The organism is Streptomyces cavernae (assembly GCF_004023625.1).
GTDB lineage: Bacteria > Actinomycetota > Actinomycetes > Streptomycetales > Streptomycetaceae > Streptomyces > Streptomyces cavernae.
In genome coordinates, this window is the sequence record NZ_RPDJ01000041.1 from 1 (window position 1) to 20,388 (window position 20,388).

The 20,388-nt window shown below is 70.1% G+C and carries 18 protein-coding genes, 1 tRNA gene and 1 pseudogene; 12 read left to right on the forward strand and 8 right to left on the reverse strand.

What is annotated here, in order from left to right; all coding sequences use genetic code 11:
* Positions 1–242 (forward strand): annotated as a pseudogene (locus EF387_RS47190) (MerR family transcriptional regulator); the annotation flags it as partial.
* Between the two features lie 161 nt (positions 243–403).
* Here the strand turns inward: EF387_RS47190 and EF387_RS37455 are convergent.
* On the reverse strand, positions 404–1,165 hold the full coding sequence (locus EF387_RS37455; RefSeq protein ID WP_128381077.1) for a phosphoglyceromutase: 762 nt from the start codon (positions 1,163–1,165) through the stop codon (positions 404–406).
* A 183-nt stretch (positions 1,166–1,348) separates the two neighbouring features.
* On the opposite strand from EF387_RS37455, the gene EF387_RS37460 reads away from it, so the two are divergent.
* Positions 1,349–2,692, forward strand: coding sequence for an MDR family MFS transporter (locus EF387_RS37460; protein ID WP_128381078.1), 1,344 nt, complete (start codon positions 1,349–1,351; stop codon positions 2,690–2,692).
* Positions 2,693–3,180: 488 nt separating this feature from the next.
* On the opposite strand, the gene phoU is transcribed toward EF387_RS37460, so the two are convergent.
* A complete protein-coding gene (phoU, locus tag EF387_RS37465; RefSeq protein WP_128381149.1) occupies positions 3,181–3,867 on the reverse strand; it encodes a phosphate signaling complex protein PhoU in 687 nt (228 codons plus the stop codon).
* A gap of 569 nt (positions 3,868–4,436) precedes the next feature.
* On the opposite strand from phoU, the gene phoR reads away from it, so the two are divergent.
* Positions 4,437–5,708 carry a two-component system sensor histidine kinase PhoR gene (gene phoR, locus EF387_RS37470; RefSeq protein ID WP_128381079.1) on the forward strand — a complete coding sequence of 424 codons (1,272 nt, stop codon included), beginning with the start codon at positions 4,437–4,439 and terminating at the stop codon, positions 5,706–5,708.
* 5 nt (positions 5,709–5,713) lie between these two features.
* Positions 5,714–6,385, forward strand: a complete 672-nt coding sequence (gene phoP, locus EF387_RS37475) for a two-component system response regulator PhoP (protein WP_010985401.1) — start codon at positions 5,714–5,716, stop codon at positions 6,383–6,385.
* A gap of 152 nt (positions 6,386–6,537) precedes the next feature.
* On the opposite strand, the gene EF387_RS37480 is transcribed toward phoP, so the two are convergent.
* The gene (locus EF387_RS37480) at positions 6,538–7,215 is read right to left on the reverse strand and encodes a copper chaperone PCu(A)C domain-containing protein (RefSeq protein ID WP_128381080.1); all 678 of its coding nucleotides are present in this window, start codon (positions 7,213–7,215) and stop codon (positions 6,538–6,540) included.
* A gap of 782 nt (positions 7,216–7,997) precedes the next feature.
* Between EF387_RS37480 and EF387_RS37490 the strand changes: the two genes are divergently transcribed.
* The 7 genes from EF387_RS37490 to EF387_RS37520 all read left to right on the forward strand — a co-directional run bounded on the left by EF387_RS37490 (position 7,998) and on the right by EF387_RS37520 (position 15,504).
* Positions 7,998–8,480: a CarD family transcriptional regulator gene (locus tag EF387_RS37490; protein ID WP_003953493.1), complete on the forward strand. Its 483-nt coding sequence runs from the start codon at positions 7,998–8,000 to the stop codon at positions 8,478–8,480.
* 412 nt (positions 8,481–8,892) lie between these two features.
* Complete coding sequence (gene ispD / locus EF387_RS37495) at positions 8,893–9,633, forward strand: 2-C-methyl-D-erythritol 4-phosphate cytidylyltransferase (protein WP_128381081.1); 741 nt, start codon at positions 8,893–8,895, stop codon at positions 9,631–9,633.
* Positions 9,623–10,168, forward strand: coding sequence for a 2-C-methyl-D-erythritol 2,4-cyclodiphosphate synthase (gene ispF / locus EF387_RS37500; RefSeq protein WP_238431919.1), 546 nt, complete (start codon positions 9,623–9,625; stop codon positions 10,166–10,168). Before ispD ends, ispF begins: the two co-directional genes overlap by 11 nt.
* Positions 10,169–10,431: 263 nt before the next feature.
* Positions 10,432–10,836, forward strand: a complete 405-nt coding sequence (locus EF387_RS37505; RefSeq protein WP_128381082.1) for a PPOX class F420-dependent oxidoreductase — start codon at positions 10,432–10,434, stop codon at positions 10,834–10,836.
* A 92-nt stretch (positions 10,837–10,928) separates the two neighbouring features.
* The gene (cysS, locus tag EF387_RS37510; protein ID WP_128381083.1) at positions 10,929–12,329 is read left to right on the forward strand and encodes a cysteine--tRNA ligase; all 1,401 of its coding nucleotides are present in this window, start codon (positions 10,929–10,931) and stop codon (positions 12,327–12,329) included.
* An 82-nt stretch (positions 12,330–12,411) separates the two neighbouring features.
* Positions 12,412–13,353, forward strand: coding sequence for a 23S rRNA (guanosine(2251)-2'-O)-methyltransferase RlmB (gene rlmB, locus EF387_RS37515; RefSeq protein ID WP_128381084.1), 942 nt, complete (start codon positions 12,412–12,414; stop codon positions 13,351–13,353).
* Between the two features lie 309 nt (positions 13,354–13,662).
* Positions 13,663–15,504: a DoxX family protein gene (locus EF387_RS37520; RefSeq protein ID WP_202918494.1), complete on the forward strand. Its 1,842-nt coding sequence runs from the start codon at positions 13,663–13,665 to the stop codon at positions 15,502–15,504.
* A gap of 127 nt (positions 15,505–15,631) precedes the next feature.
* Here the strand turns inward: EF387_RS37520 and EF387_RS37525 are convergent, their stop codons facing one another.
* The 3 genes from EF387_RS37525 to EF387_RS37535 form a co-directional block, all read right to left on the reverse strand.
* Entirely contained in the window at positions 15,632–16,363 is a 732-nt protein-coding gene (locus EF387_RS37525; protein WP_128381086.1) for a nucleotidyltransferase family protein, read from the reverse strand.
* 107 nt (positions 16,364–16,470) lie between these two features.
* Positions 16,471–16,962: a hypothetical protein gene (locus EF387_RS37530; protein WP_128381087.1), complete on the reverse strand. Its 492-nt coding sequence runs from the start codon at positions 16,960–16,962 to the stop codon at positions 16,471–16,473.
* Positions 16,963–17,201: 239 nt separating this feature from the next.
* On the reverse strand, positions 17,202–18,338 hold the full coding sequence (locus EF387_RS37535; RefSeq protein WP_128381088.1) for an ABC transporter ATP-binding protein: 1,137 nt from the start codon (positions 18,336–18,338) through the stop codon (positions 17,202–17,204).
* 216 nt (positions 18,339–18,554) lie between these two features.
* On the opposite strand from EF387_RS37535, the gene EF387_RS37540 reads away from it, so the two are divergent.
* Positions 18,555–18,628: transfer RNA gene (locus EF387_RS37540), tRNA-Thr, on the forward strand.
* Positions 18,629–18,676: 48 nt separating this feature from the next.
* On the opposite strand, the gene EF387_RS37545 is transcribed toward EF387_RS37540, so the two are convergent.
* The gene (locus EF387_RS37545) at positions 18,677–20,062 is read right to left on the reverse strand and encodes a tyrosine-type recombinase/integrase (protein ID WP_128381089.1); all 1,386 of its coding nucleotides are present in this window, start codon (positions 20,060–20,062) and stop codon (positions 18,677–18,679) included.
* Between the two features lie 66 nt (positions 20,063–20,128).
* The gene (locus EF387_RS37550; RefSeq protein ID WP_128381090.1) at positions 20,129–20,329 is read right to left on the reverse strand and encodes a helix-turn-helix domain-containing protein; all 201 of its coding nucleotides are present in this window, start codon (positions 20,327–20,329) and stop codon (positions 20,129–20,131) included.
* Positions 20,330–20,388 lie beyond the last annotated feature (59 nt).

Below are 20,388 nucleotides of genomic sequence, written 5' to 3' on the forward strand. Positions count from 1 at the left end.
CCGCGCAGCACTGCGCCCACCACAAGGCCCTGGAACAGGCCATGGAAGCGGCCGGAATGGACGAGGCCGAGGAGAAGCTCTTCGAGATCTACGACGCCGACCTGACGGGCGACGAGGAGGACACCCAGATGAGTGTCCTGGAAGCGGTAACCAAGATGCCCTATGGCTTCTCCGCGGCCCGCACACGGTGCATCGAACTCACGGGCCGGCTCCTTTACGGGGACCTCTCCGCAGGCAGGTGATCGCTGGTGTGGCCGTGCGTGAGGATCCCGGATTGGCCACCGACACGAAGCCAGCGTCTCGACCTCTCGACACGGCCCGCACACTGCCCACAGTGGGCCCGGGCCGTGAGAATGCCCCCGATCCGCGCCATCAGCGCAGGTCGGGGGCATGATCAAAAAGGCTACTTCTTCTTGCCCTGATTCTTGACCGCCTCGATGGCCGCCGCGGCCGCCTCGGGGTCGAGGTAGGTGCCGCCCGGGTTGAGGGGCTTGAAGTCGGCGTCCAGTTCGTAGGAGAGGGGGATGCCGGTGGGGATGTTGAGGCCCGCGATGTCCGAGTCCGAGATGCCGTCGAGGTGCTTGACCAGGGCGCGGAGGCTGTTGCCGTGGGCGGCGACCAGGACCGTGCGGCCGGCCAGGAGGTCGGGGACGATGTTGTCGAACCAGTACGGCAGCATCCGGACGACGACGTCCTTGAGGCACTCGGTCTGCGGGCGCAGCTCCGGCGGGAGCGTGGCGTAGCGCGGGTCGTCGAACTGGGAGTACTCGGCGTCGTTCGGCAGCGGCGGCGGAGGGGTGTCGTAGGAGCGGCGCCACAGCATGAACTGGTCCTCGCCGAACTCCGCGAGCGTCTGCGCCTTGTCCTTGCCCTGCAGGGCGCCGTAGTGGCGCTCGTTCAGGCGCCAGGAGCGGTGGACCGGGAGCCAGAGGAGGTCGGCCGCCTCCAGGGCGAGCTGCGCGGTGCGGATCGCGCGCTTCAGGAGGGACGTGTGGACCACGTCGGGCAGCAGGCCGGCGTCCTTGAGCAGCTCACCGCCGCGGACCGCCTCCTTCTCGCCCTTCTCGTTGAGGTTCACGTCCACCCAACCGGTGAACAGGTTCTTCGCGTTCCACTCGCTCTCGCCGTGGCGGAGGAGGATCAGCTTGTACGGTGCGTCGGCCATGCCCCGAGCGTAATCCACCGCTTCATCCGCTCGTGTGGCTGCCCGCAGGCCGGACGGTATGCGGCAGGCGTTATTCACTGGTCCCGCGTTGGCTCGAGTTTGTAACTTGTACATGCCAAGAGAGCCACTTACGGCGTGAGCGCGCCGACACGGCAAGCCGCTCACCTCACCGCAGGGACCCGCATGCCACTCACCGCCGTCAGCCGCGCTCGGCGCGCCGTCCGAGAGTCCGTCTCCGGTCTGCCCCGCGCTTTCTGGTGGTTATGGACCAGCACGCTCGTCAACCGACTCGGCGCATTCGTCGCCACCTTCATGACGCTCTATCTGACGCTCGACCGTGGCTACTCGGCGAGTTACGCCGGTCTCGTCGTCGCGCTCCACGGTCTCGGCGGGGTCATCTCCTCCATCGGTGCCGGAGTGATGACCGACCGGCTGGGACGGCGACCCACCCTCCTCATCGCGCAGTTGGCGACCGCCGGCTTCGTGGCGCTGCTCGGTTTCATGCGGGACCCGGTCACGATCGCGGCCGTCGCCTTCCTGGTCGGAATGGCCGCCAACGCCTCCCGGCCCGCCGTGCAGGCGATGATGGCGGACATCGTCCGGCCCGAGGACCGGGTCCGTGCCTTCTCCCTCAACTACTGGGCGATCAACCTGGGGTTCGCGGTCTCGGCCATGGGCGCGGGCTTCATCGCCGAGTTCAGCTACCTCGCCGGGTTTCTGATCGAGGCCGGGATGACGTTCGTCTGCGCGATCGTCGTCTTCGCCCGGCTGCCGGAGTCCAAGCCGATGGAGAAGGAGGCCGCGTCGGAGGCCGGTCTCGGGACCGTGCTGCGCGACGGTCGGTTCATGGGTGTCGTCGGGCTGTCGTTCCTGGTCGCGCTGATCTTCCAGCAAGGGTGGCTGGGGCTGCCGGTGGCCATGGGGCAGGCCGGGTTCTCGCCGGCCGACTTCGGCATGGCCATCGGCGTCAACGGCGTACTGATCGTCGCCCTGCAGATCCCGCTCACCCGCTTCATCGAACACCGGGACCCGCGCCGCCTCCTCATCGTCTCCTCCCTCATCGCGGGCTACGGCTTCGGCATCACCGCCTTCGCGGGCTCGCTCGGCGCCTTCGTGCTGACGGTGTGCGTGTGGACGCTCGGCGAGATGATCAACGCGCCCACCCAGACGAGCCTGGTGGTGCGCCTCTCCCCGCTCCACGGCCGCGGCCGCTACCAGGGCGTGTACACGCTGTCCTGGTCGGTGGCCGCGCTCGTCGCCCCGCTGATGGCGGGCTGGATCATCGACCGGTTCGGGGCCGAGTGGCTGTGGGGGATGTGCGCGGTGGTCGGGACGGCGGCGGCGCTCGGGTACGGGGCGCTGATGCGGAGGCTGCCGCCTGAGCCGGCGGAGCAGGTGCCGGCGGAGCAGTCGGTGGCGCGGGAGTCGGCGGAGCAGGTGTCGGCGGACCGGGAGCCTGCAACGCGTGAGCCGGACACGGAGCCCGTGCCGGGGGGCGCCGTGAAGCCGGAGATCAGTACGAACTGACCTGCTCGCCACGGAAGGGCATCACACGACACAGCCCGGCACGCCTGGCGCGGCGCAGCCCGGCACGGCGCTACGCGGCACCACACAGTCCGGAACGACACAGCCCGGCACGGCGCAGCACCCCGACGAGACGGTCAGCCGCAGCACCCGCCGCACTGGCAAGGGGCCCCCGACTGACAGCCGCAGCCGCACCCCGAGCCACAGCCGCAGGCGCCCAGCAGGGGCAGTCGGGGTGCTTGGGGGGTGTGGTCGTGGTTCTTCTCGTACGGGGTGTCCGTCCTGGCGGATTCGGCCATGGTCCCTCCTCGAAGGCTGGTGCCTACGGCGCTTGTGCCTACGGCCATTGGACGACCCCTTGGTCGGGCGCATCAACGGCGCACGGACGCGCGTGGGCGCGGAGGGACGCGCAGGGGAAGGACAGGCGGAGGCTACGCGCCCGCGTGATCCGGGCGGGCGCGTACCCACGGCTCATGTGCCGTCCCGGAGGCTCACGCCCCCTCGACGCCGCCCACCGGCATCTCCGACTGGAGGTCGTCCGCGTGTTCGCCGGTCACCAGGTACACCACCCGCTTCGCCACCGACACCGCGTGGTCCGCGAAGCGCTCGTAGTAGCGGCCCAGCAGCGTGACGTCGACGGCCGTTTCGATGCCGTGCTTCCAGCGGTCGTCGATCAGGTGCTGGAAGAGCGTGCGGTGCAGCAGGTCCATCTCGTCGTCGTCCGTCTCCAGCTGCAGCGCCAGGTCGACGTCCTTGGTGACGATGACCTCCGCGGCCTTCGCCATCAGACGCTGGGCGAGCTGGCCCATCTCCAGGATGGTGGCGTGCAGGTCGTGCGGGACCGCGCGGTCGGGGAAGCGCAGCCGGGCCAGCTTCGCCACGTGCTGGGCGAGGTCCCCCGAGCGCTCCAGGTCCGCGGACATGCGCAGCGACGTCACGACGATGCGCAGGTCCGTCGCCACCGGCTGCTGGCGCGCCAGCAGGGCTATCGCACGGGCCTCCAGGTCGTGCTGCAGGTCGTCGACCTTCTGGTCGGCTGCGATCACCGTCTCGGCCAGCTTCAGATCGGCGTCGAGGATGGCCGTGGTGGCGCGCCCGATCGCCGACCCGACGAGCCTGGCCATGTCCACCAGGCTGTCACCGATCGAGTCAAGTTCCTCGTGGTACGCGTCCCGCATCTGAGTGCCTCGCTTACGTGTCATCGGGGGTCGTGTCGGGGTGCCGAGGGGCCCGTGACCCCCACGTTCCCACTTTCCGGCCCGTACGCATCCTTTTCCGTCACCTAAGGTGAATCACCATTGGCCCAGAGGTGAACTCTGGGCGACCTGGCATCTGCCGCCCGCATCTTCGCCCGGCCCGCCCAGCCCTCATCTCGCAGGACCTGCCCGCACCGCGTCGCGACGGCGAGCGGACGACGTCGGTACGACGGCGATATGGCGTCGGTACGACGGCGCTGCGACGGTGCGATGTCCAGGTGTACCACCAGGCCGACCGCTGGAGCCGAGCACTGGAGCCGACCGCTCGGGCAGGCCCTTGAACCGTCCGCCATCCGGTCAGTCGCAGCCCGACGCAACCCGTTATCCGGCCAGTCATAATAGATTCCCGGTTGGTCCCCGAACGCACGGAATCCGCCTCCTGCGGACCAAGTGAACCCGCATTGTCCTGGCAGTGAACTCTGGGCGACGAGTCTCCCAGGTCGGCCCTCGAACGCTGTGGCCGGAGGTTGCACCGTGCATAACCTTGACGCATGGACGTGAACGCGGCGGTCGCCGCAGCGGCAGCGATCGCCGGGGTGTGCACCGGCGTGATCGCGATGCTGGCGTTCCGCTGGAGCGAGCGCGACCAGCAACGACCGACCCGGACTTCCCTGCACACGGACCCCGTGCTGCCGCCCGGTGTCGACACGGTGCTGTCCGTGCTGCGCTCGTCCGCCGTCGTGCTCGACGAGGCCGACGCCGTCGTCAAGGCGAGTTCGGCCGCGTACGCCCTCGGTCTCGTCCGGGGCGGGAAGCTCGCCGTCGAACCGATGCTCCAGATGGCACGTGACACGCGACGGGACGGGGAGATACGCCAGGTCGAGCTGGACCTCCCGCGGCGCGGGAACGGACGTGGCGAGGCGCTCGCCGTCTCCGCCAGAGTGGCCCCCCTCGGCTCGCGGCTCGTCCTCCTGCTCGTCGAGGACCTGACCGAGGCACGCCGTATCGAAGCCGTACGACGCGACTTCGTCGCCAACGTCAGCCATGAGCTCAAGACCCCGGTCGGAGCCCTCTCCCTGCTCTCGGAGGCCGTGATGGACGCCTCCGACGACCCGGAGGCGGTGGAGCGCTTCGCCGGGCGCATGCAGATAGAGGCCACCCGGCTCACCAACCTCGTCCAGGAGCTCATCGACCTCTCCCGGGTGCAGAACGACGACCCGCTGGAGGACGCCGAGCCGGTGCGCGTCGACGAACTGGTCGCCGAGGCCATCGACCGCTGCCGCCACCAGGCCGGCACCAAGCACATCACCATGGCCGCGGGCGGCACCGCCGACCTGCACGTCTTCGGCCACCGCGGCCAGCTCGCCGCCGCCCTCGGCAACCTCGTCGAGAACGCCGTCAACTACTCACCGGCCCGCACCCGGGTCGGGATAGCCGCGCGCAGGGTGCCCGCGAACGGCGGGGACCTCATCGAGATCGCCGTCACCGATCAGGGCATCGGCATCTCCGAGAAGGACCGGGAGCGCGTCTTCGAGCGCTTCTACCGCGTCGACCCGGCCCGCTCCCGCCAGACCGGCGGTACGGGGCTCGGGCTGGCGATCGTCAAGCACGTGGCCGCCTCGCACGGCGGGGAGGTCACGGTGTGGAGCTCGGAGGGACAGGGCTCCACCTTCACCCTGCGGCTGCCGGAGGCGGGCGCGGCCCGCGACCGCGCGACGCACATGCCCGGACTCGACGAAGAAGACGAGACCGGCGAGTCAGACGGGACGACCACCGTCAATTCCCCGTACGAACCGCTTCCTGCCCCGGAGGTCCTTCCGTGACCCGAGTGCTCGTCGTCGAGGACGAGGAGTCCTTCAGCGACGCCCTGTCCTACATGCTCCGCAAGGAGGGCTTCGAGGTCGCCATCGCGACCACGGGGCCCGACGGTCTGGACGAGTTCGAGCGCAACGGCGCCGACCTCGTCCTGCTCGACCTGATGCTGCCCGGGCTGCCGGGCACGGAGGTCTGCCGCCAGCTCCGCGGCCGGTCCAACGTCCCGGTGATCATGGTCACCGCCAAGGACAGCGAGATCGACAAGGTCGTGGGGCTCGAAATAGGAGCGGACGACTACGTCACCAAGCCCTTCTCCTCCCGCGAGCTGGTCGCCCGCATCCGGGCCGTCCTGCGCCGCCGCGGCGAGCCGGAGGAGGTCACGCCGGCCGCACTGGAGGCCGGTCCGGTCCGGATGGACGTCGACCGGCACGTGGTCACCGTCTCCGGCTCCAAGGTCGACCTGCCGCTCAAGGAGTTCGACCTGCTGGAGATGCTGCTGCGCAACGCGGGCCGCGTGCTGACCCGTATGCAGCTCATCGACCGCGTCTGGGGCGCGGACTACGTGGGTGACACCAAGACCCTGGACGTCCACGTCAAGCGGCTGCGCGCCAAGATCGAGCCGGACCCCGGGGCGCCGCGCTACCTGGTGACGGTCCGTGGCCTCGGTTACAAGTTCGAGCCGTAGGCCGTGCCGGGCGATGCCCGTACGTGCACACGGAAAGAGGCGGCACCCGATGGGGTGCCGCCTCTTCTATGTGTCCGTGTTCCGGTTGTACCTGCCCCAGGTGCACCTGGCCTGCGTGAACCTGCTCCGCCAGTACGCGGTGTTCGTCCGCGTCACTGTCCGGCGGCCGACTGCGACGCCGAGTCGCTCGGGGTGGCTCCGGTGCTCGCGGACGCCGCACCGGACGGCGTGGAGCCCGGCGAGGTCGACGTGGATGCGGACGGCGAGCCCGAGGCCGGTTCGGACGGCGTCCCCGAGGCGGTCGAACCCGGCGCCTGCGGGACCTCGGCGGGGCCCCACTCCTTGAAGTAGTGCTCGGCCGGGACGACGAAGGCCCGCAGCTTGACTTCGCCCGTCCTGCTGAAGGTGAACGTGACCGGCTGCGCGTTGCCGTCCTTGACGTCCTCCGGGGTGGTGGACAGCACCGCCGAGGCGTTGCCTTCGCCGCCGAGGATGACCGAGCCGCCCGCAGGGACGGTCACGTTGCCGGAGCCCTCGGCGGGCTTCAGCACCGCCGACTCGCCGGCGACCGTGATGGAGTCCACGGTCTGGTCGGTGCTGCCGTTGTTGAACAGCGTCGCCGAGACCGCCGACGGGCCCGTCGCCTCGGCGTCGGGCTGAGTGATGACGATCGCGTTCTGGATCTTGACGTCACCGACCGAGGTGGCGGCGTTGTCCGGCTGGATCTGGAGCGTCTGGGCGTTGTTGCCGGCGCCGCACGCGGCGAGCGAGGCGATCGAGAACGCGATGGCGGCGGCGGCGAGGGCGCCGCGTCGAAGGCTGCTGCTCACGGCGGCGGCAACTCCTTTTGTACGTGGACGGTGCAGGGCGACTCCCTTGTCAAGCCGCCCCCAGAGGCTGTCAGCGGGCATAGGTTATCGACCCACCCGGACGGCGCCGCACCCGACCCGCCTCTATCCCGCCGGGCCTCCCAGCCCGGGCCACCGCCCGTGGCCCGGTCCGTCTTCCGCGCCCGGGTCCGTCTTCCGCGGCCCGGCCCACCGCCCGCGCGCCCCCGGCCCCGGTCCCACCGTTCGCGCCGCTGGCCCGCTGGCCCGCTGGCCCGCTGGCCCGCTGGCCCGCTGGCCCGCTGGCCCGCCCCTCGGCACGCCGTCCGGCGCCCGCGGCACCCGGCAGGGAATCCGGCCGCGGATCCCGCCGGCTCGGCATTCACATAAGCCCCGCTAAGCCCTCCAGCCCCGGCGGACCAGATTTTCCGGCAAGGAATGCAGTGCCGTACCGACAATTTGATCACCATGCTCCGGTGATCAATTTCGGATTCGTCTCGTACCGTCCGCCACAGGCCGAACGGAGTAGCGGAAGTCGCACCCCGGGAAACAGACAAACCGGGATGTTCGACCGTCCGGAGGACGGGTTGAACCGTTGTAACGTGCGCGTTTCACCCCGCCCGAAGAGCCGCTCCGACCTGCGAATACCCTCTTCCGGTACCCCCTCGCAGCACGTTCCTGTTGTTGTTGTCAAGCCCCGAGATATGCCCTGACCTGCGAAAACGCCATTCAGAAGACGCCGTATCCGTGTTACCCTGGATAGCCACGGAAGGGGTACCTGTCACATGACGTTCAAGGTTGGCGACACCGTGGTCTATCCCCATCACGGGGCCGCGCTGATCGAGGCCATCGAAACTCGCCAGATCAAAGGCGTGGACAAGACCTACTTGGTGCTGAAGGTCGCTCAGGGCGATCTGACGGTGCGTGTGCCAGCGGACAATGCGGAGTTCGTCGGCGTACGTGATGTGGTCGGTCAGGACGGGCTGGACCGGGTCTTCGAGGTGCTGCGCGCGCCGTACGCCGAGGAGCCCACGAACTGGTCGCGTCGTTACAAGGCAAATCTGGAGAAGCTCGCCTCCGGCGATGTCATCAAGGTCGCCGAAGTGGTGCGTGACCTGTGGCGTCGTGAGCGCGAGCGCGGACTGTCCGCGGGTGAGAAGCGCATGCTCGCCAAGGCCAGGCAGATCCTGGTCAGCGAACTCGCTCTCGCGGAGAACACGAACGAGGACAAGGCCGAGGCACTCCTCGACGAAGTCCTCGCGTCCTGACCGCTGGTGACCGCCTGAGTCCGATTCGGTCCGATCAGACCTGACACGTCACCCCGATGTGCTCAGACGTTCAGATCCGAACCGGTCTGGCTCAACCGAGCAGTCCCCACGCCGGACGATTCTGGGGCAGTGAAATGCCGCGGTGCCCGATGACGCATTAGCTGTCGCCGGGCGCTGCGGCATGTTCGTGCCCGGTGTTCTGTCCCGGGCGTTCTGCCCCGAATTGCCGTAAGCCCTTGTTCATCCCCGATACTTGGCGTGCCGGGCCCGGGCGGCTGGCTCGACCAGAAGTCACGGAAGGGTCCGGTCAAGGCTCGCGCCCGGCACTCCCCCGGCTCTCGCATTCGCTCGAGCACGGGGCACGCCCAGGCCATACCCACCAGGGCCGAGCACACAAACCTGACAGGAACCGATGTCTCACGAAACGCGCCCTTCGCGCACCGCGGTCGTGATTCCGGCCGCCGGACGGGGCGTGCGCCTCGGCCCCGGCGCCCCCAAAGCGCTCCGCGCACTGAGCGGCACCCCGATGCTGGTCCACGCGGTCCGCGCGATGGCCGCCTCGCGTGCGGTCTCGCTGGTCGTGGTGGTGGCCCCGCCGGAAGGGCTGGGCGAGGTCAAGTCGCTGCTCGACGCGCACGCGCTGCCCGAACGGACGGACTTCCTCGTGGTGCCGGGCGGTGACAGCCGCCAGGAGTCGGTGAAGCTGGGGCTGGACGCCCTGCCCCCCGGAATCGACATCGTCCTCGTGCACGACGCGGCCCGTCCCCTGGTGCCCGTGGACACCGTGGACACGGTCATCGAAGCGGTACGGGACGGCGCCGTAGCGGTCGTACCGGCACTGCCCCTCGCGGACACGGTCAAGCAGGTCGAGGCCGCGGTCGTCCCGGGGGAGCCGGAGCCCGTGGTCGCCACCCCCGAGCGGTCCCGGCTGCGCGCCGTGCAGACCCCGCAGGGTTTCGACCGCGACACGCTCATCCGCGCCCACGAGACCGTCACGGACAACGTCACCGACGACGCCAGCATGGTCGAGCAACTGGGGCTGCGGGTCGTGGTGGTGCCCGGGCACGAGGAGGCCTTCAAGGTGACCCGCCCCCTGGATCTCGTCCTCGCCGAGGCGGTCCTGGCACGCCGGAGGGCCAACGATGGCTTCTGAGCAGCCGCAGCCGCAGCCGCAGCCGCAGCCGCAGCGGCAGTCGCAGCCGCACCCGTACCCCTTGCCGCAGGTCGGCATCGGCACCGACATCCACGCCTTCGAGGAGGGCCGGGAGCTGTGGTGCGCCGGGCTGCTCTGGGAGGGCGAGGGCCCCGGCCTGGCCGGCCACTCCGACGCGGACGTCGTCGCGCACGCCGCCTGCAACGCGCTGTTCTCGGCGGCGGGGATGGGGGACCTCGGGCAGCACTTCGGCACCGGACGCCCCGAGTGGTCCGGGGCGTCCGGGGTGACGCTCCTCACGGAGGCCGCCCGGATCGTCCGTGCCGCCGGCTTCACCATCGGCAACATCGCGGTCCAGGTCATCGGCCCCCGACCCAAGATCGGCAAGCGCCGTGAGGAGGCCCAGAAGATCCTCTCGGCCGCCGCGGGCGCTCCCGTCTCCGTCTCGGGCGCGACGACGGACGGGCTCGGCTTTCCCGGCCGTGAGGAGGGACTGATGGCGGTGGCCACGGCGCTCGTGGCCCGAGCCGAGTGACCGGTTGACGGCCGCACGACCGCTGCCTGACGGGCTGCATGACGGCGTGATGGCGGCGTGACCGCGTGCTGTGCTGCGTGCGCTTGGCGCTGGAACCGCGTGCCGACCCGCGTGACCGGGTGAGCCGAACGGTCGTCGGGGCCGGCGGTTCTACGGCGAGGCTTCGGCGAGCGGGAGGGGCGAGCCGGGAGGACGTGCGGATGAGCGCAGCCTGGTGGGGTACGCGTCCCGGGCTTGTGTGTCCCCGATTGCGGAGGTGCTCCGTGGCAGCCTTACTTTCCGACAAGCTCAGGGCCCTGCTCGACGGCCCCGTCTTCATCGACCTCGCCACCATCCAGCCCGACGGCAGCCCTCAGGTGTCCCCGGTGTGGGTGAAGCGGGACGGCGACGACATCCTCGTCTCCACCACCGTGGACCGCCGCAAGTACGAGAACCTCAGGCGCGATCCCCGCGTGACCGTCCTCGCCCAGCCCGCGGACTCGCCGTACGACTACGCCGAGATCCGCGGCACCGCCGAGACCACCACCGAAGGCGGGCAGCACCTCATCGACGAACTGTCGCTGAAGTACACCGGCAAGAAGTACGCCGAGTTCAACCCCGTCGCCGACCAGGACGCCGAGCGGGTCGTCGTACGGATCAGGCCGAGGAAGGTCGTCGGCAGTCTCTGAGCGCTCAGGGAAGCGCCCACGGATGTCACGAATGAGTGCCTCAGCGAGGGAAGGGGCGCGGGGCACGGCCCGGCGCCTACTACCCTGGAGGGGTGACTATTCGCCTGTACGACACCAGCGCCCGGCAGATCCGTGACTTCACCCCGCTCAAGCCGGGCTGTGTCTCGATCTACCTGTGTGGCGCCACCGTGCAGAGCGCACCGCACATCGGGCACATCCGGTCGGGCCTGAACTTCGACATCATGCGCCGCTGGTTCACCTACCGCGGCTTCGACGTGACGTTCATCAGGAACGTCACGGACATCGACGACAAGATCATTAGGAAGGCGGCCGAACAGAAGCGCCCCTGGTGGTCCATCGGCTACGAGAACGAGCGCGCGTTCAACGACGGCTACACCGTGCTCGGCTGCCTACCGCCCAGCTACGAACCGCGCGCCACCGGCCATGTGACGGAAATGGTCGAGATGATGCGCGGTCTCATCGAGCGGGGCCACGCCTACGAGGCCGACGGCAACGTCTACTTCGACGTCCGCTCCCTGCCGGGCTACCTCTCGCTGTCCAACCAGGACCTGGACGAGCTGCGCCAGCCCTCGGAGGAGGGCGAGACCGGCAAGCGGGACCCGCGCGACTTCGCCATGTGGAAGGCGGAGAAGCCGGGGGAGCCGAGCTGGGAGACGCCGTGGGGACGAGGGCGCCCCGGGTGGCACCTGGAGTGCTCCGCCATGGCCCACAAGTACCTGGGCAGCGCCTTCGACATCCACGGCGGCGGCCTGGACCTGATCTTCCCGCACCACGAGAACGAGATCGCCCAGGCCAAGGCCTTCGGGGACGACTTCGCCAACTACTGGGTGCACAACGCCTGGGTCACCATGAGCGGCGAGAAGATGTCCAAGTCGCTCGGCAACTCCGTCCTCGTCAGCGAGATGACCAAGCAGTGGCGGCCCATCGTGCTCCGCTACTACCTGGGCACCCCGCACTACCGCTCGACCATCGAGTACAGCGAAGAGGCCCTGCGCGAGGCCGAGTCCGCGTTCGCGCGCATCGAGGGCTTCGTACAGCGCGTGGTGGAGAAGGCCGGAGGCGTCGTCGAACCCGCCGCCGAGGTGCCGCCCGCGTTCGCCGAGGCGATGGACGACGACCTGGGCGTCCCGCAGGCGCTCGCCGTGGTCCACACCACGGTCCGCCAGGGCAACTCCGCGCTCGCGGCCGACGACAAGGAAGCCGCCGTGGCCCGCCTCGCCGAGGTCCGCGCCATGCTCGGCGTCCTCGGACTGGACCCGCTCGACCCGCACTGGGCCGGCGAGTCCGACCGGGGTGAGGACCTGCACGGCGTGGTCGACAGCCTCGTACAGCTGGTCCTCCAGCAGCGCGAGTCCGCCCGCGCCCGCAAGGACTGGGCCACCGCCGACGCCATCCGCGACCAGCTCAACCAGTCCGGACTCGTCATCGAGGACGGCCCGCAGGGTCCGCGCTGGACCCTCGGACCACGCTGACGCAGCGCCCCTACAACACCCGTACGACAAACCGTTGTTCCGCGTACACATCCGCAGGACGCATCACAGAGACAGGTAGGTCATGGCCGCGAACAACCGCCGCATGTCCGGCAAGAAGGGCGCGCAGGTCGGCAGTGGCGGCCAGCGGCGCCGGGGCCTTGAGGGCAAGGGCCCCACGCCGCCCGCCGAAATGCGCAAGGGCCACGCCAAACAGCGGGCCGCGCAGGCGAAGGCCCGGCGGGCCCAGGGCCGGTCGGCGCCCCGGGGACGTGGCGGCAGGTCGAACTCCGAACTGGTCGTCGGCCGCAACCCGGTCGTCGAGGCGTTGCGGGAGGGCGTGCCCGCCTCCACGCTCTACGTGCAGCAGTTCATCGACAACGACGAGCGGGTCCGGGAAGCACTGCAGCTCGCGGCCGAACGCGGCGGGATCAACCTCATGGAGGCCCCGCGTCCGGAGCTGGACCGGATGACGAACGGGCTCAACCACCAGGGCCTGGTCCTCCAGGTCCCGCCCTACGAGTACGCACACCCGGAGGACCTGGCCGAGGCCGCGTACGACGCCGGTGAGGAACCGCTGATCGTCGCGCTCGACGGAGTCACGGACCCGCGCAACCTCGGTGCCGTGGTCCGCTCCGTGTCCGCTTTCGGCGGCCATGGCGTCGTCGTTCCCGAGCGGCGCGCCGCCGGGATGACCGCCGGCGCCTGGAAGACGTCGGCGGGAACCGCCGCGCGTACGCCGGTCGCCCGCGCCACCAACCTGACGCGGGCGCTGGAGGCGTATCAGAAGGCCGGGATCGTGGTCGTCGGACTGGCCGCCGACGGCGAGGTCGAGGTCGGCGAACTCGAGGCCCTGGACGGTCCCGTGGTCGTCGTGGTCGGCAGCGAGGGCAAGGGACTGTCCCGACTCGTCGGCGAGACCTGCGACTTCCGGGTGCGCATCCCGATGCCGGGCGGCGCGGAGTCGCTCAACGCGGGTGTGGCCGCAGGCATCGTGCTCTACGAGGCAGCCCGCCGGCGCGCCTGACGTCCGCCCGGCGAGCCGCCTGGCAGTCGGTCCGGTGAGTCGCCTGGCGGTCGGTCCAGCGAGTTGCGTCGCCTGGCGTGTTGTCCGGTGGGTTGGAGTTGAGTCGCCTGGCGAGTCGGTCCGGGGTTCGTCCGATGCCTGACCGCCGTCCGTCCACCGTCCGTCCGGGGTTCGTGCGACGTCCTCGTCAGGGCCGCAAAAACACTGGAACGGAGCGTTCCGGGGCGGCCTGGACGATCTTGACGGGGTCCGGACACATCGGGGCGGTCAAGGCAGTGTCCTAACGACACGTCACTCGGTTAGATGAGTGTGGACACCAGAACACCCCGCACTCCCACGGGGGACCGCTCGTCTGGATTCGACGACGCTCCCGCGCTGAGCATGGTGAAGGTGCCGAGCGATCCGGCGCAGGTCATCGTCAATCATGCGAGCTTCCGCGTGCAGCTCCCGACAGCCACCCGCGCCCCCAACGCGCGCGGTGCACGGCGCGTGAGCACCACCGCGGACACCGCGCGCGTCCCCGTCGTCGGTGCGCAGGCCGGTTCCCGCCGCCGCGCGCCCGTCGTCTGGAGCGGCAAGTCCGCCCCCGGCGACGCCGGCGCGACCGGACTGCTCCAGGCGGTCCGCACCGCCGGCGTGCGCTACGGTGACGACGCCCTGGGCGACGCCGGGGCCACCCAGGTCATCCCGCGCTTCGACCAGTTCGACAACCCCACGGTCGAGACGCCCACCGTGACCGGCCCCCCGCACCGGCTTCTCCCGCAGCAGCTCCGCAGCGCCGGCAGCGCCTACGAAGAGCTCCACGAGTCCGCGTACCAGGCTCCCTACGGCGAGTCGTACCAGCCCTCGCACGACTCCCCGCACGGGGCTCCGTACGAGTCCTCGCAACAGTCTCCGTACCAGCCCTCGTACGGGTATCCCTACGAGTCCGCGTACGACGCCCGCTACGACGACCAGGGCGACCAGGGCGACGAGGGTCCCCAGGGCTACGAATCCCCGTACGGCCAGGACGAGTTCGGGTACGAGGAGCAGGCTCACCGGGGGTACGACGCGGACTCGGCGGCGGGCGGGTCCGCGGCGGGCGTGCGTCACGCCTACTACCCCGGCCGGCGGATGAACCTCGGGGTCGTGCTGCTGCCGCTACGGGTCTTCCTCGGCTGCATCTCGATCTACGCCGGCATGGGCAAGCTCTGCGACCCCGTGTACTTCGACGGCGGTGAGCGCGGCTCCATGGTCAAGTGGCTGAACTCGCTGCATCCGTGGACGGTGGCCGAGCCGATGCGCGAGTGGGCGCTCCAGCACCCCGTGGGCGCCGGGCTCGCCATCGCCTTCGCCCAGGTCATCGTGGGCGTGCTCACGGTGCTGGGGCTGTGGCAGCGGGTCGCGGCCGTCCTCGGCGCCCTGCTGTCGGCCGCGCTGCTGGTCACGGTGAGCTGGAAGACCGTCCCCGCGTACGACGCGCCCGACATCATCTACCTCGCCGCCTGGTCCCCGCTGATCATCGCGGGCGCACCCGTCTACTCGGTGGACGGTCGCCTTGCGGGCAAGGCCTGGCGCACGCTCGGGCCGCGCGCGCCCATCTGGGACCTCCGCCGCCGGGTCCTGCGCCACGGCGCGCTCGTCGCGACCCTCGTCGTCGGGCTCACCCTGCTGGTGGGTTCGCTCCTCGGCGGTGCGGTCCGGGACGCCGACCGGGTCACCGTGCCCGGACCCGGTGAGGCCCCGCGCAATGAGCTGCCCGGCTCCCCGCTTCCGCTCGAACCCGGTGAGAGGCGCCGCGGGCAGAGCCCGTCCGCCTCGAACTCGCCCACGCAGGGCGCGACTACGGCGAGCCCCAGCGGAGCGGCGAGCACGCCGGGCGCGGAGGCTCCCGAGACGGCCGGCGCCACCAGCGCCGGGGTGCCCAGTGAGACCCAGGGCAGCACGGCGGGCCAGGCCCCGCCGCAGCGTTCCTCCCCGGTCGAGCAGGCGCCGAGCACCAGCGCCGGTCCCACGTCCTCGGGCGGCTCCGCGGTGACCGGCGGGACCGGAAGCAGCGGCGGCGGCACGAGCTCAGGCGGTTCAGGCGGTTCCGGTGGCGGCGGCAACGGCGGCGGAGGCGGTGGCTCGGGCAGCTCGGGCGGCCGTCTGGTCGGTGGGTTGCTGGGCTGAGCGTCCGCCGCGTCCCGGCGGCCGGTACGGCGAAGGGCCCCGCACATCCGATGTGCGGGGCCCTTCGCCTTGGCCGTACCACGGCCGAACTGCTCAGGGCTCGCCGGTCCGGTAGGCCGGCGCGACCTCAACGGCCCAGTGCCGCCAGCTCCTTCGCGGCCTCCGTGAGGTCCTTCGCGGTGTCGATGGCACGCCAGTAGGCGCCCTGCGGGAGGGGGAAGCCGGCCAGTCGGCGCTCGCGGGCCAGATGCGGGAACGTGGTGCGTTCGTGGTCGCCGCGCTCCGGGAGGAGGGAGGCGAACTCCGGGGAGAAGACGTAGACGCCCGCGTTGATCTCGAACGTGGACGGCGGGGCCTCGATGAAGTCCGTGATGTGGCCGAAGCCGTCCGTCTTCACGGCGCCCCAGGGGAGGCGCGGACGGGCCAGGGCGAGGGTGGCGACGGCGCCCCGCTCGGTGTGGAAGTCGGCCATGTCGCGCAGCGAGAAACGGGTCCAGATGTCGCCGTTCGTGGCGTACCAGGGCTTGTCCGGGTGGGGTAGATGCGCGGCGGCGAACTTGAGGCCGCCGCCGCGGCCCAGTGGCTCGGTCTCCACGACGGTGGTCACCCTGACCGGGAGTTCGGAGTTCTCCAGCCACTTCTGCAGGACCTCGGCCAGATGGCCGCAGCTCACCACGACATCGGTGACGCCCTCCTCGGCGAGCCAGGCGAGCTGATGGCCGATGATCGGGGTTCCGGTGCCGGGGATCTCGACCATCGGCTTGGGCCGGTCGTCGGTGTACGGGCGCAGCCGGGAGCCCTGGCCACCGGCCAGGACGACCGCCTGGACAGGGCGCAGTGAGGCGTTCGGATGGGTCATGGCCGCACTTTACGTCGCGTCCAGGGTGTCCGTGTTGTGGGCAGGCGACAGTCGGCCGTAGTAGCTGTCGTCACCGCGGGGTGCCGGGGAGTGCCGGTCGCCGGTGTTCAGCTGGGGCCGGCCGCGACGCCCGAGGCGAAGGCGGTGTCGCAGACGGGCCGGGAGTACGACTGGGCGCGCGACGGGCCGTACTTGCGGACGGCGGCCCGGCCCAGCTCGCGGGCGATGGCGGTGCAGTGCCTCGCCAGCGCCGGGCGGCCGTTGACGGCCTGCTGGAGCTGGGTGAGCGCGGCGCCCGGGTCCTTCTCGTGCAGCTCCAGCAGCAGCTTGTCGCGCAGGACGTCCTGCGGGGCCGCGCGGTGCGTGGAGTCGGCCGTCGTCTTCGAGGAGGCCGCGGAACCGGCGGCGTCCTCGGAGACCTCGGAGGCGGTGAGCACCGAGTTCGAGGAGTTCCCCGACCAGTTGACTTGGGTGACCGCGAGGGTCCCGGACAGCACCAGGACGACAGGCAGGACGAGCGCGAGGGACCGGCCGATCCGGCGAGCGGGGCCGTGGCCGTGCCGGTTCCTGGTCCCGGGGTGGGTAGTGGAGTGCTTCACGCGAGTGAGGGTAGCGCCCCGTAATGTTTTGGCGACATTTAGTCACTCTGTCGAGGGACTCCGAACCGGTGGATTCCCGGAGTGGGGTTGACGTCGATGCTCGAAATGACCGCTCTGGTCGGGTATTGGGGACGGGCGGCAGGGTGTCCGTCGGCAAAGGAAACGGGCCCCGCGGAATTCGCGGGGCCCGCATCGTCCAGCTGGACCTGCCTACCGGGGCTTCGGCCCGGCGTGCGGCGTCAGTCCGACAGGCGCTCGCCCGTGGAGGTCGAGAACACGTGGGTCTCGCCCGGCCGCGGCACGACGTGCAGCGTGGCACCCTTGTCCGGGACCGCGCGGCCGCTGACGCGGACGACCAGGTCCTTGGTCTCGCCGCCGACCTCGGCGGCGCCGTAGACGTAGCCGTCGGCGCCGAGCTCCTCGACGACGTTCACGGAGACGGCGAGACCGGCCGGGGCGTCCTCGCTGTCCTTGCTGAGGGCCTTGGCGGCGGCGCCGTTGTGCTCGACGACGTCGAAGTGCTCCGGGCGGACACCGACCGTCACCGTGCGGTCGCCCTTGTCGGAGGCGGCCTTCAGCGCCTCCCGGTTGACCGGCACCACGCTGTTGCCGAACTTCACACCGCCGTCGGTGATCGGGACCTCGACCAGGTTCATGGCCGGGGAGCCGATGAAGCCGGCGACGAAGAGGTTGGCCGGGCGGTCGTACATGTTCCGCGGCGAGTCGACCTGCTGCAGCAGACCGTCCTTGAGGACGGCCACCCGGTCGCCCATCGTCATGGCCTCGACCTGGTCGTGGGTGACGTAGACGGTGGTGATGCCGAGACGGCGCTGGAGCGACGCGATCTGCGTACGGGTCGACACACGGAGCTTGGCGTCGAGGTTGGACAGCGGCTCGTCCATGAGGAACACCTGGGGCTCACGCACGATGGCGCGGCCCATGGCGACACGCTGCCGCTGACCGCCGGAGAGGGCCTTCGGCTTGCGGTCCAGGTACTCGGTGAGGTCGAGGATCTTCGCGGCCTCCTCGACCTTCTTGCGGATCTCCGCCTTGTTCACGCCGGCGATCTTGAGCGCGAAGCCCATGTTGTCGGCGACGCTCATGTGCGGGTAGAGCGCGTAGTTCTGGAACACCATGGCGATGTCCCGGTCCTTCGGCGGCAGGTGCGTCACGTCGCGGTCGCCGATGTGGATGGCGCCGGCGTTGACGTCCTCGAGGCCGGCGAGCATGCGGAGCGAGGTGGACTTGCCGCAGCCGGACGGGCCGACCAGAACGAGGAACTCGCCGTCCTCGATCTGAATGTCGAGCGCGTCGACGGCGGGCTTCTCGGAACCCGGGTAGATCCGGGTCGCCTTGTCGAACGAGACAGTGGCCATGTGTCGTAGGCCCCCTTCACCGGCAGGAACGTGCCGGACGATCCGTTGTAAAGGTGGTGTTCCACCACGGGCTTCCGTAGTGGTGTAGTCCACGCGAGTGAACTGGGTCGAGACGCTACCTGGCGTTCAGGTCCTCTGTCAGCACTCCGGGTGCCATGAAGTTCGCCGAAATTTTCGACGGGGCCGCCCGGCGGGCTGGGTACACTGCTCGGGCACGCCTCCTTAGCTCAGCTGGCCAGAGCAACGCACTTGTAATGCGTAGGTCGTCGGTTCGAATCCGACAGGGGGCTCTGACCAGGGCCGCAGCTCGGATCTCTTCCGAGCTGCGGCTTTCTGTTTCAGCGGACGCGACGGCGGCGCCGGGCACGCTCCGCACGGCTGTCTGTGGTCTCAGTTGTGGTCTCAATAGGGGCCTGAACCGGGGGCATGAAGGTATCGCCCATCCGGCGCATCGCGTCCTTCGAGAGGTGCGACCGACCCTTGACGTACCGCCGTGTCTGGCTGATCTGGGTGTGCCGAAGGATCTCCATGATGGTGACCATGTCCACGCCCAGCTCATTCAGGATCGTCCCGGCCGTGTGACGGCTTCCGTCGTAGAGGCGGCGATCGTCGATGCCGGCCTCGGCGAGCAGTTCTTTGAATTCCTCCCAGTCGGCTCGCGGGTCGAGCGGTCGGCCGTCCGGCCGGGTGAAGACAGCGCCGTGTTCCTCCCACGCGTCTCCGGCGGCGGCCCGTAACGCTTCCTGCTGCGCCTTGTGCTCGAGCAAGAAGGGGATGAACGGCGGCGGGATCGGCACGGAGTTCCGGCTCTTCTTCGTCTTGGGCCGGGTGAAGACGAGTCCGCCGTCCTTTCGCTCGGGGCAGGTGCTCGCGTGCCTGGTGCACTTCTTCGGGCAGGGCTGCGGGCACCCGCGCTTGTAGCCCTTGTGTGCCTTGCAGTCGGGCTGGCACGGATCGAATCGGTGGAGGCGAGCACCGCACGCGTGCGGGTCCTTGCAGCCGTGGCGCCATGTGAGCCTCTGGAGCTGCCATTGGGGGTGGAACATCTCGCCTTCGAGGTCGACGTACGCCCACCGAAAACCGAGGGCTTCCCCCTGCCGGAACCCCATCCCGACTCCGACGATCCAGCGCATGAAGGTGGGGCGCTGGGCGGCGGCTTTGAGGAAGGCTTTGGCCTCTTCGATCGTGAAGGGGTTCGCCTCGATCTCGTCGACGGTGGGCGGGTCCACGAGGGTGGCCACGTTCTCGGTGATGATGCGGCGGCGGTGGGCGATTTTCAGGGCGCGCGAAAGGATGCGATGCACTTTGAGCACGTGGGAGGGTGCGTGTCCCTCGTCGAGCATGACGCGGTACATCCGCTCCAGGTGCTCAGGGGCCAGCTTGTCGAGGCGGTGCCGGCCGACGCCCGGGATGATGTCGTTGCGGGTCTTCGACCAGTAGTCGTCGAGGGAACGCGGCTTGAGCTTCAGGCTCGCGATGTCGGTGAGGTAAGTCTCCATCCATCCGGCCACGGTGGGGACGCGGCCGGCCTTCGGCGCACGGCCCTTGTCGCGGAGCGCCTCCAGCTCTTTGACCTTGCGCTTGATTTCGGGCTCGGTCTTGGCCCGACGGTGGCGCCGGTCGGGGCCTCCGTCGTCCTTGACGCCCATGGTGACGCGACCGTGCCACCAACCGTCACTGCCCAGGTAGATGGACGATTCCATGTTCGCTTTGCGGGGGCTCAGGTGTGCATCCCTGCGCGCGGGGCCCCCGGACGCGTTGTCCGGGGCCGCCTCGGTGGGCGCTCAGCTTCAGTTGGACTGCGGTTCGAGGCTGTTCACGTAGGCCTCAAGGTCGCTCCGACGGATGCGGCGGGAGCGGCCTCGCTTGACGTACTTCAGGACTCCCTCGGCCATCAGCTCGTAGACGGTCGAGCGGCCGAAGCGGAGGACGGCGGCGGCTTCCTCCGGCTTGTAGAGCAGTTGGTCTGCGGGCGGGAGCGCGGTGCTCATTCGGGCGGGCCTCCTCAGCAGGCTCAATCCGGGGCTCTGGGGGATCCGCAACATCCGCA

Bases quoted from the DNA above. Each gene is read 5' to 3' on its own strand.
- phoU (WP_128381149.1), bottom strand. From the start codon at position 3,867: ATGCGGGACGCGTACCACGAGGAACTTGACTCGATCGGTGACAGCCTG.
- EF387_RS37535 (WP_128381088.1), bottom strand. From the start codon at position 18,338: ATGGCCACTGTCTCGTTCGACAAGGCGACCCGGATCTACCCGGGTTCC.
- phoR (WP_128381079.1), top strand. From the start codon at position 4,437: ATGGACGTGAACGCGGCGGTCGCCGCAGCGGCAGCGATCGCCGGGGTG.
- EF387_RS37550 (WP_128381090.1), bottom strand. From the start codon at position 20,329: ATGAGCACCGCGCTCCCGCCCGCAGACCAACTGCTCTACAAGCCGGAG.
- EF387_RS37460 (WP_128381078.1), top strand. From the start codon at position 1,349: ATGCCACTCACCGCCGTCAGCCGCGCTCGGCGCGCCGTCCGAGAGTCC.
- ispD (WP_128381081.1), top strand. From the start codon at position 8,893: ATGTCTCACGAAACGCGCCCTTCGCGCACCGCGGTCGTGATTCCGGCC.
- rlmB (WP_128381084.1), top strand. From the start codon at position 12,412: ATGGCCGCGAACAACCGCCGCATGTCCGGCAAGAAGGGCGCGCAGGTC.
- EF387_RS37490 (WP_003953493.1), top strand. From the start codon at position 7,998: ATGACGTTCAAGGTTGGCGACACCGTGGTCTATCCCCATCACGGGGCC.
- EF387_RS37525 (WP_128381086.1), bottom strand. From the start codon at position 16,363: ATGACCCATCCGAACGCCTCACTGCGCCCTGTCCAGGCGGTCGTCCTG.
- EF387_RS37455 (WP_128381077.1), bottom strand. From the start codon at position 1,165: ATGGCCGACGCACCGTACAAGCTGATCCTCCTCCGCCACGGCGAGAGC.
- ispF (WP_238431919.1), top strand. From the start codon at position 9,623: ATGGCTTCTGAGCAGCCGCAGCCGCAGCCGCAGCCGCAGCCGCAGCGG.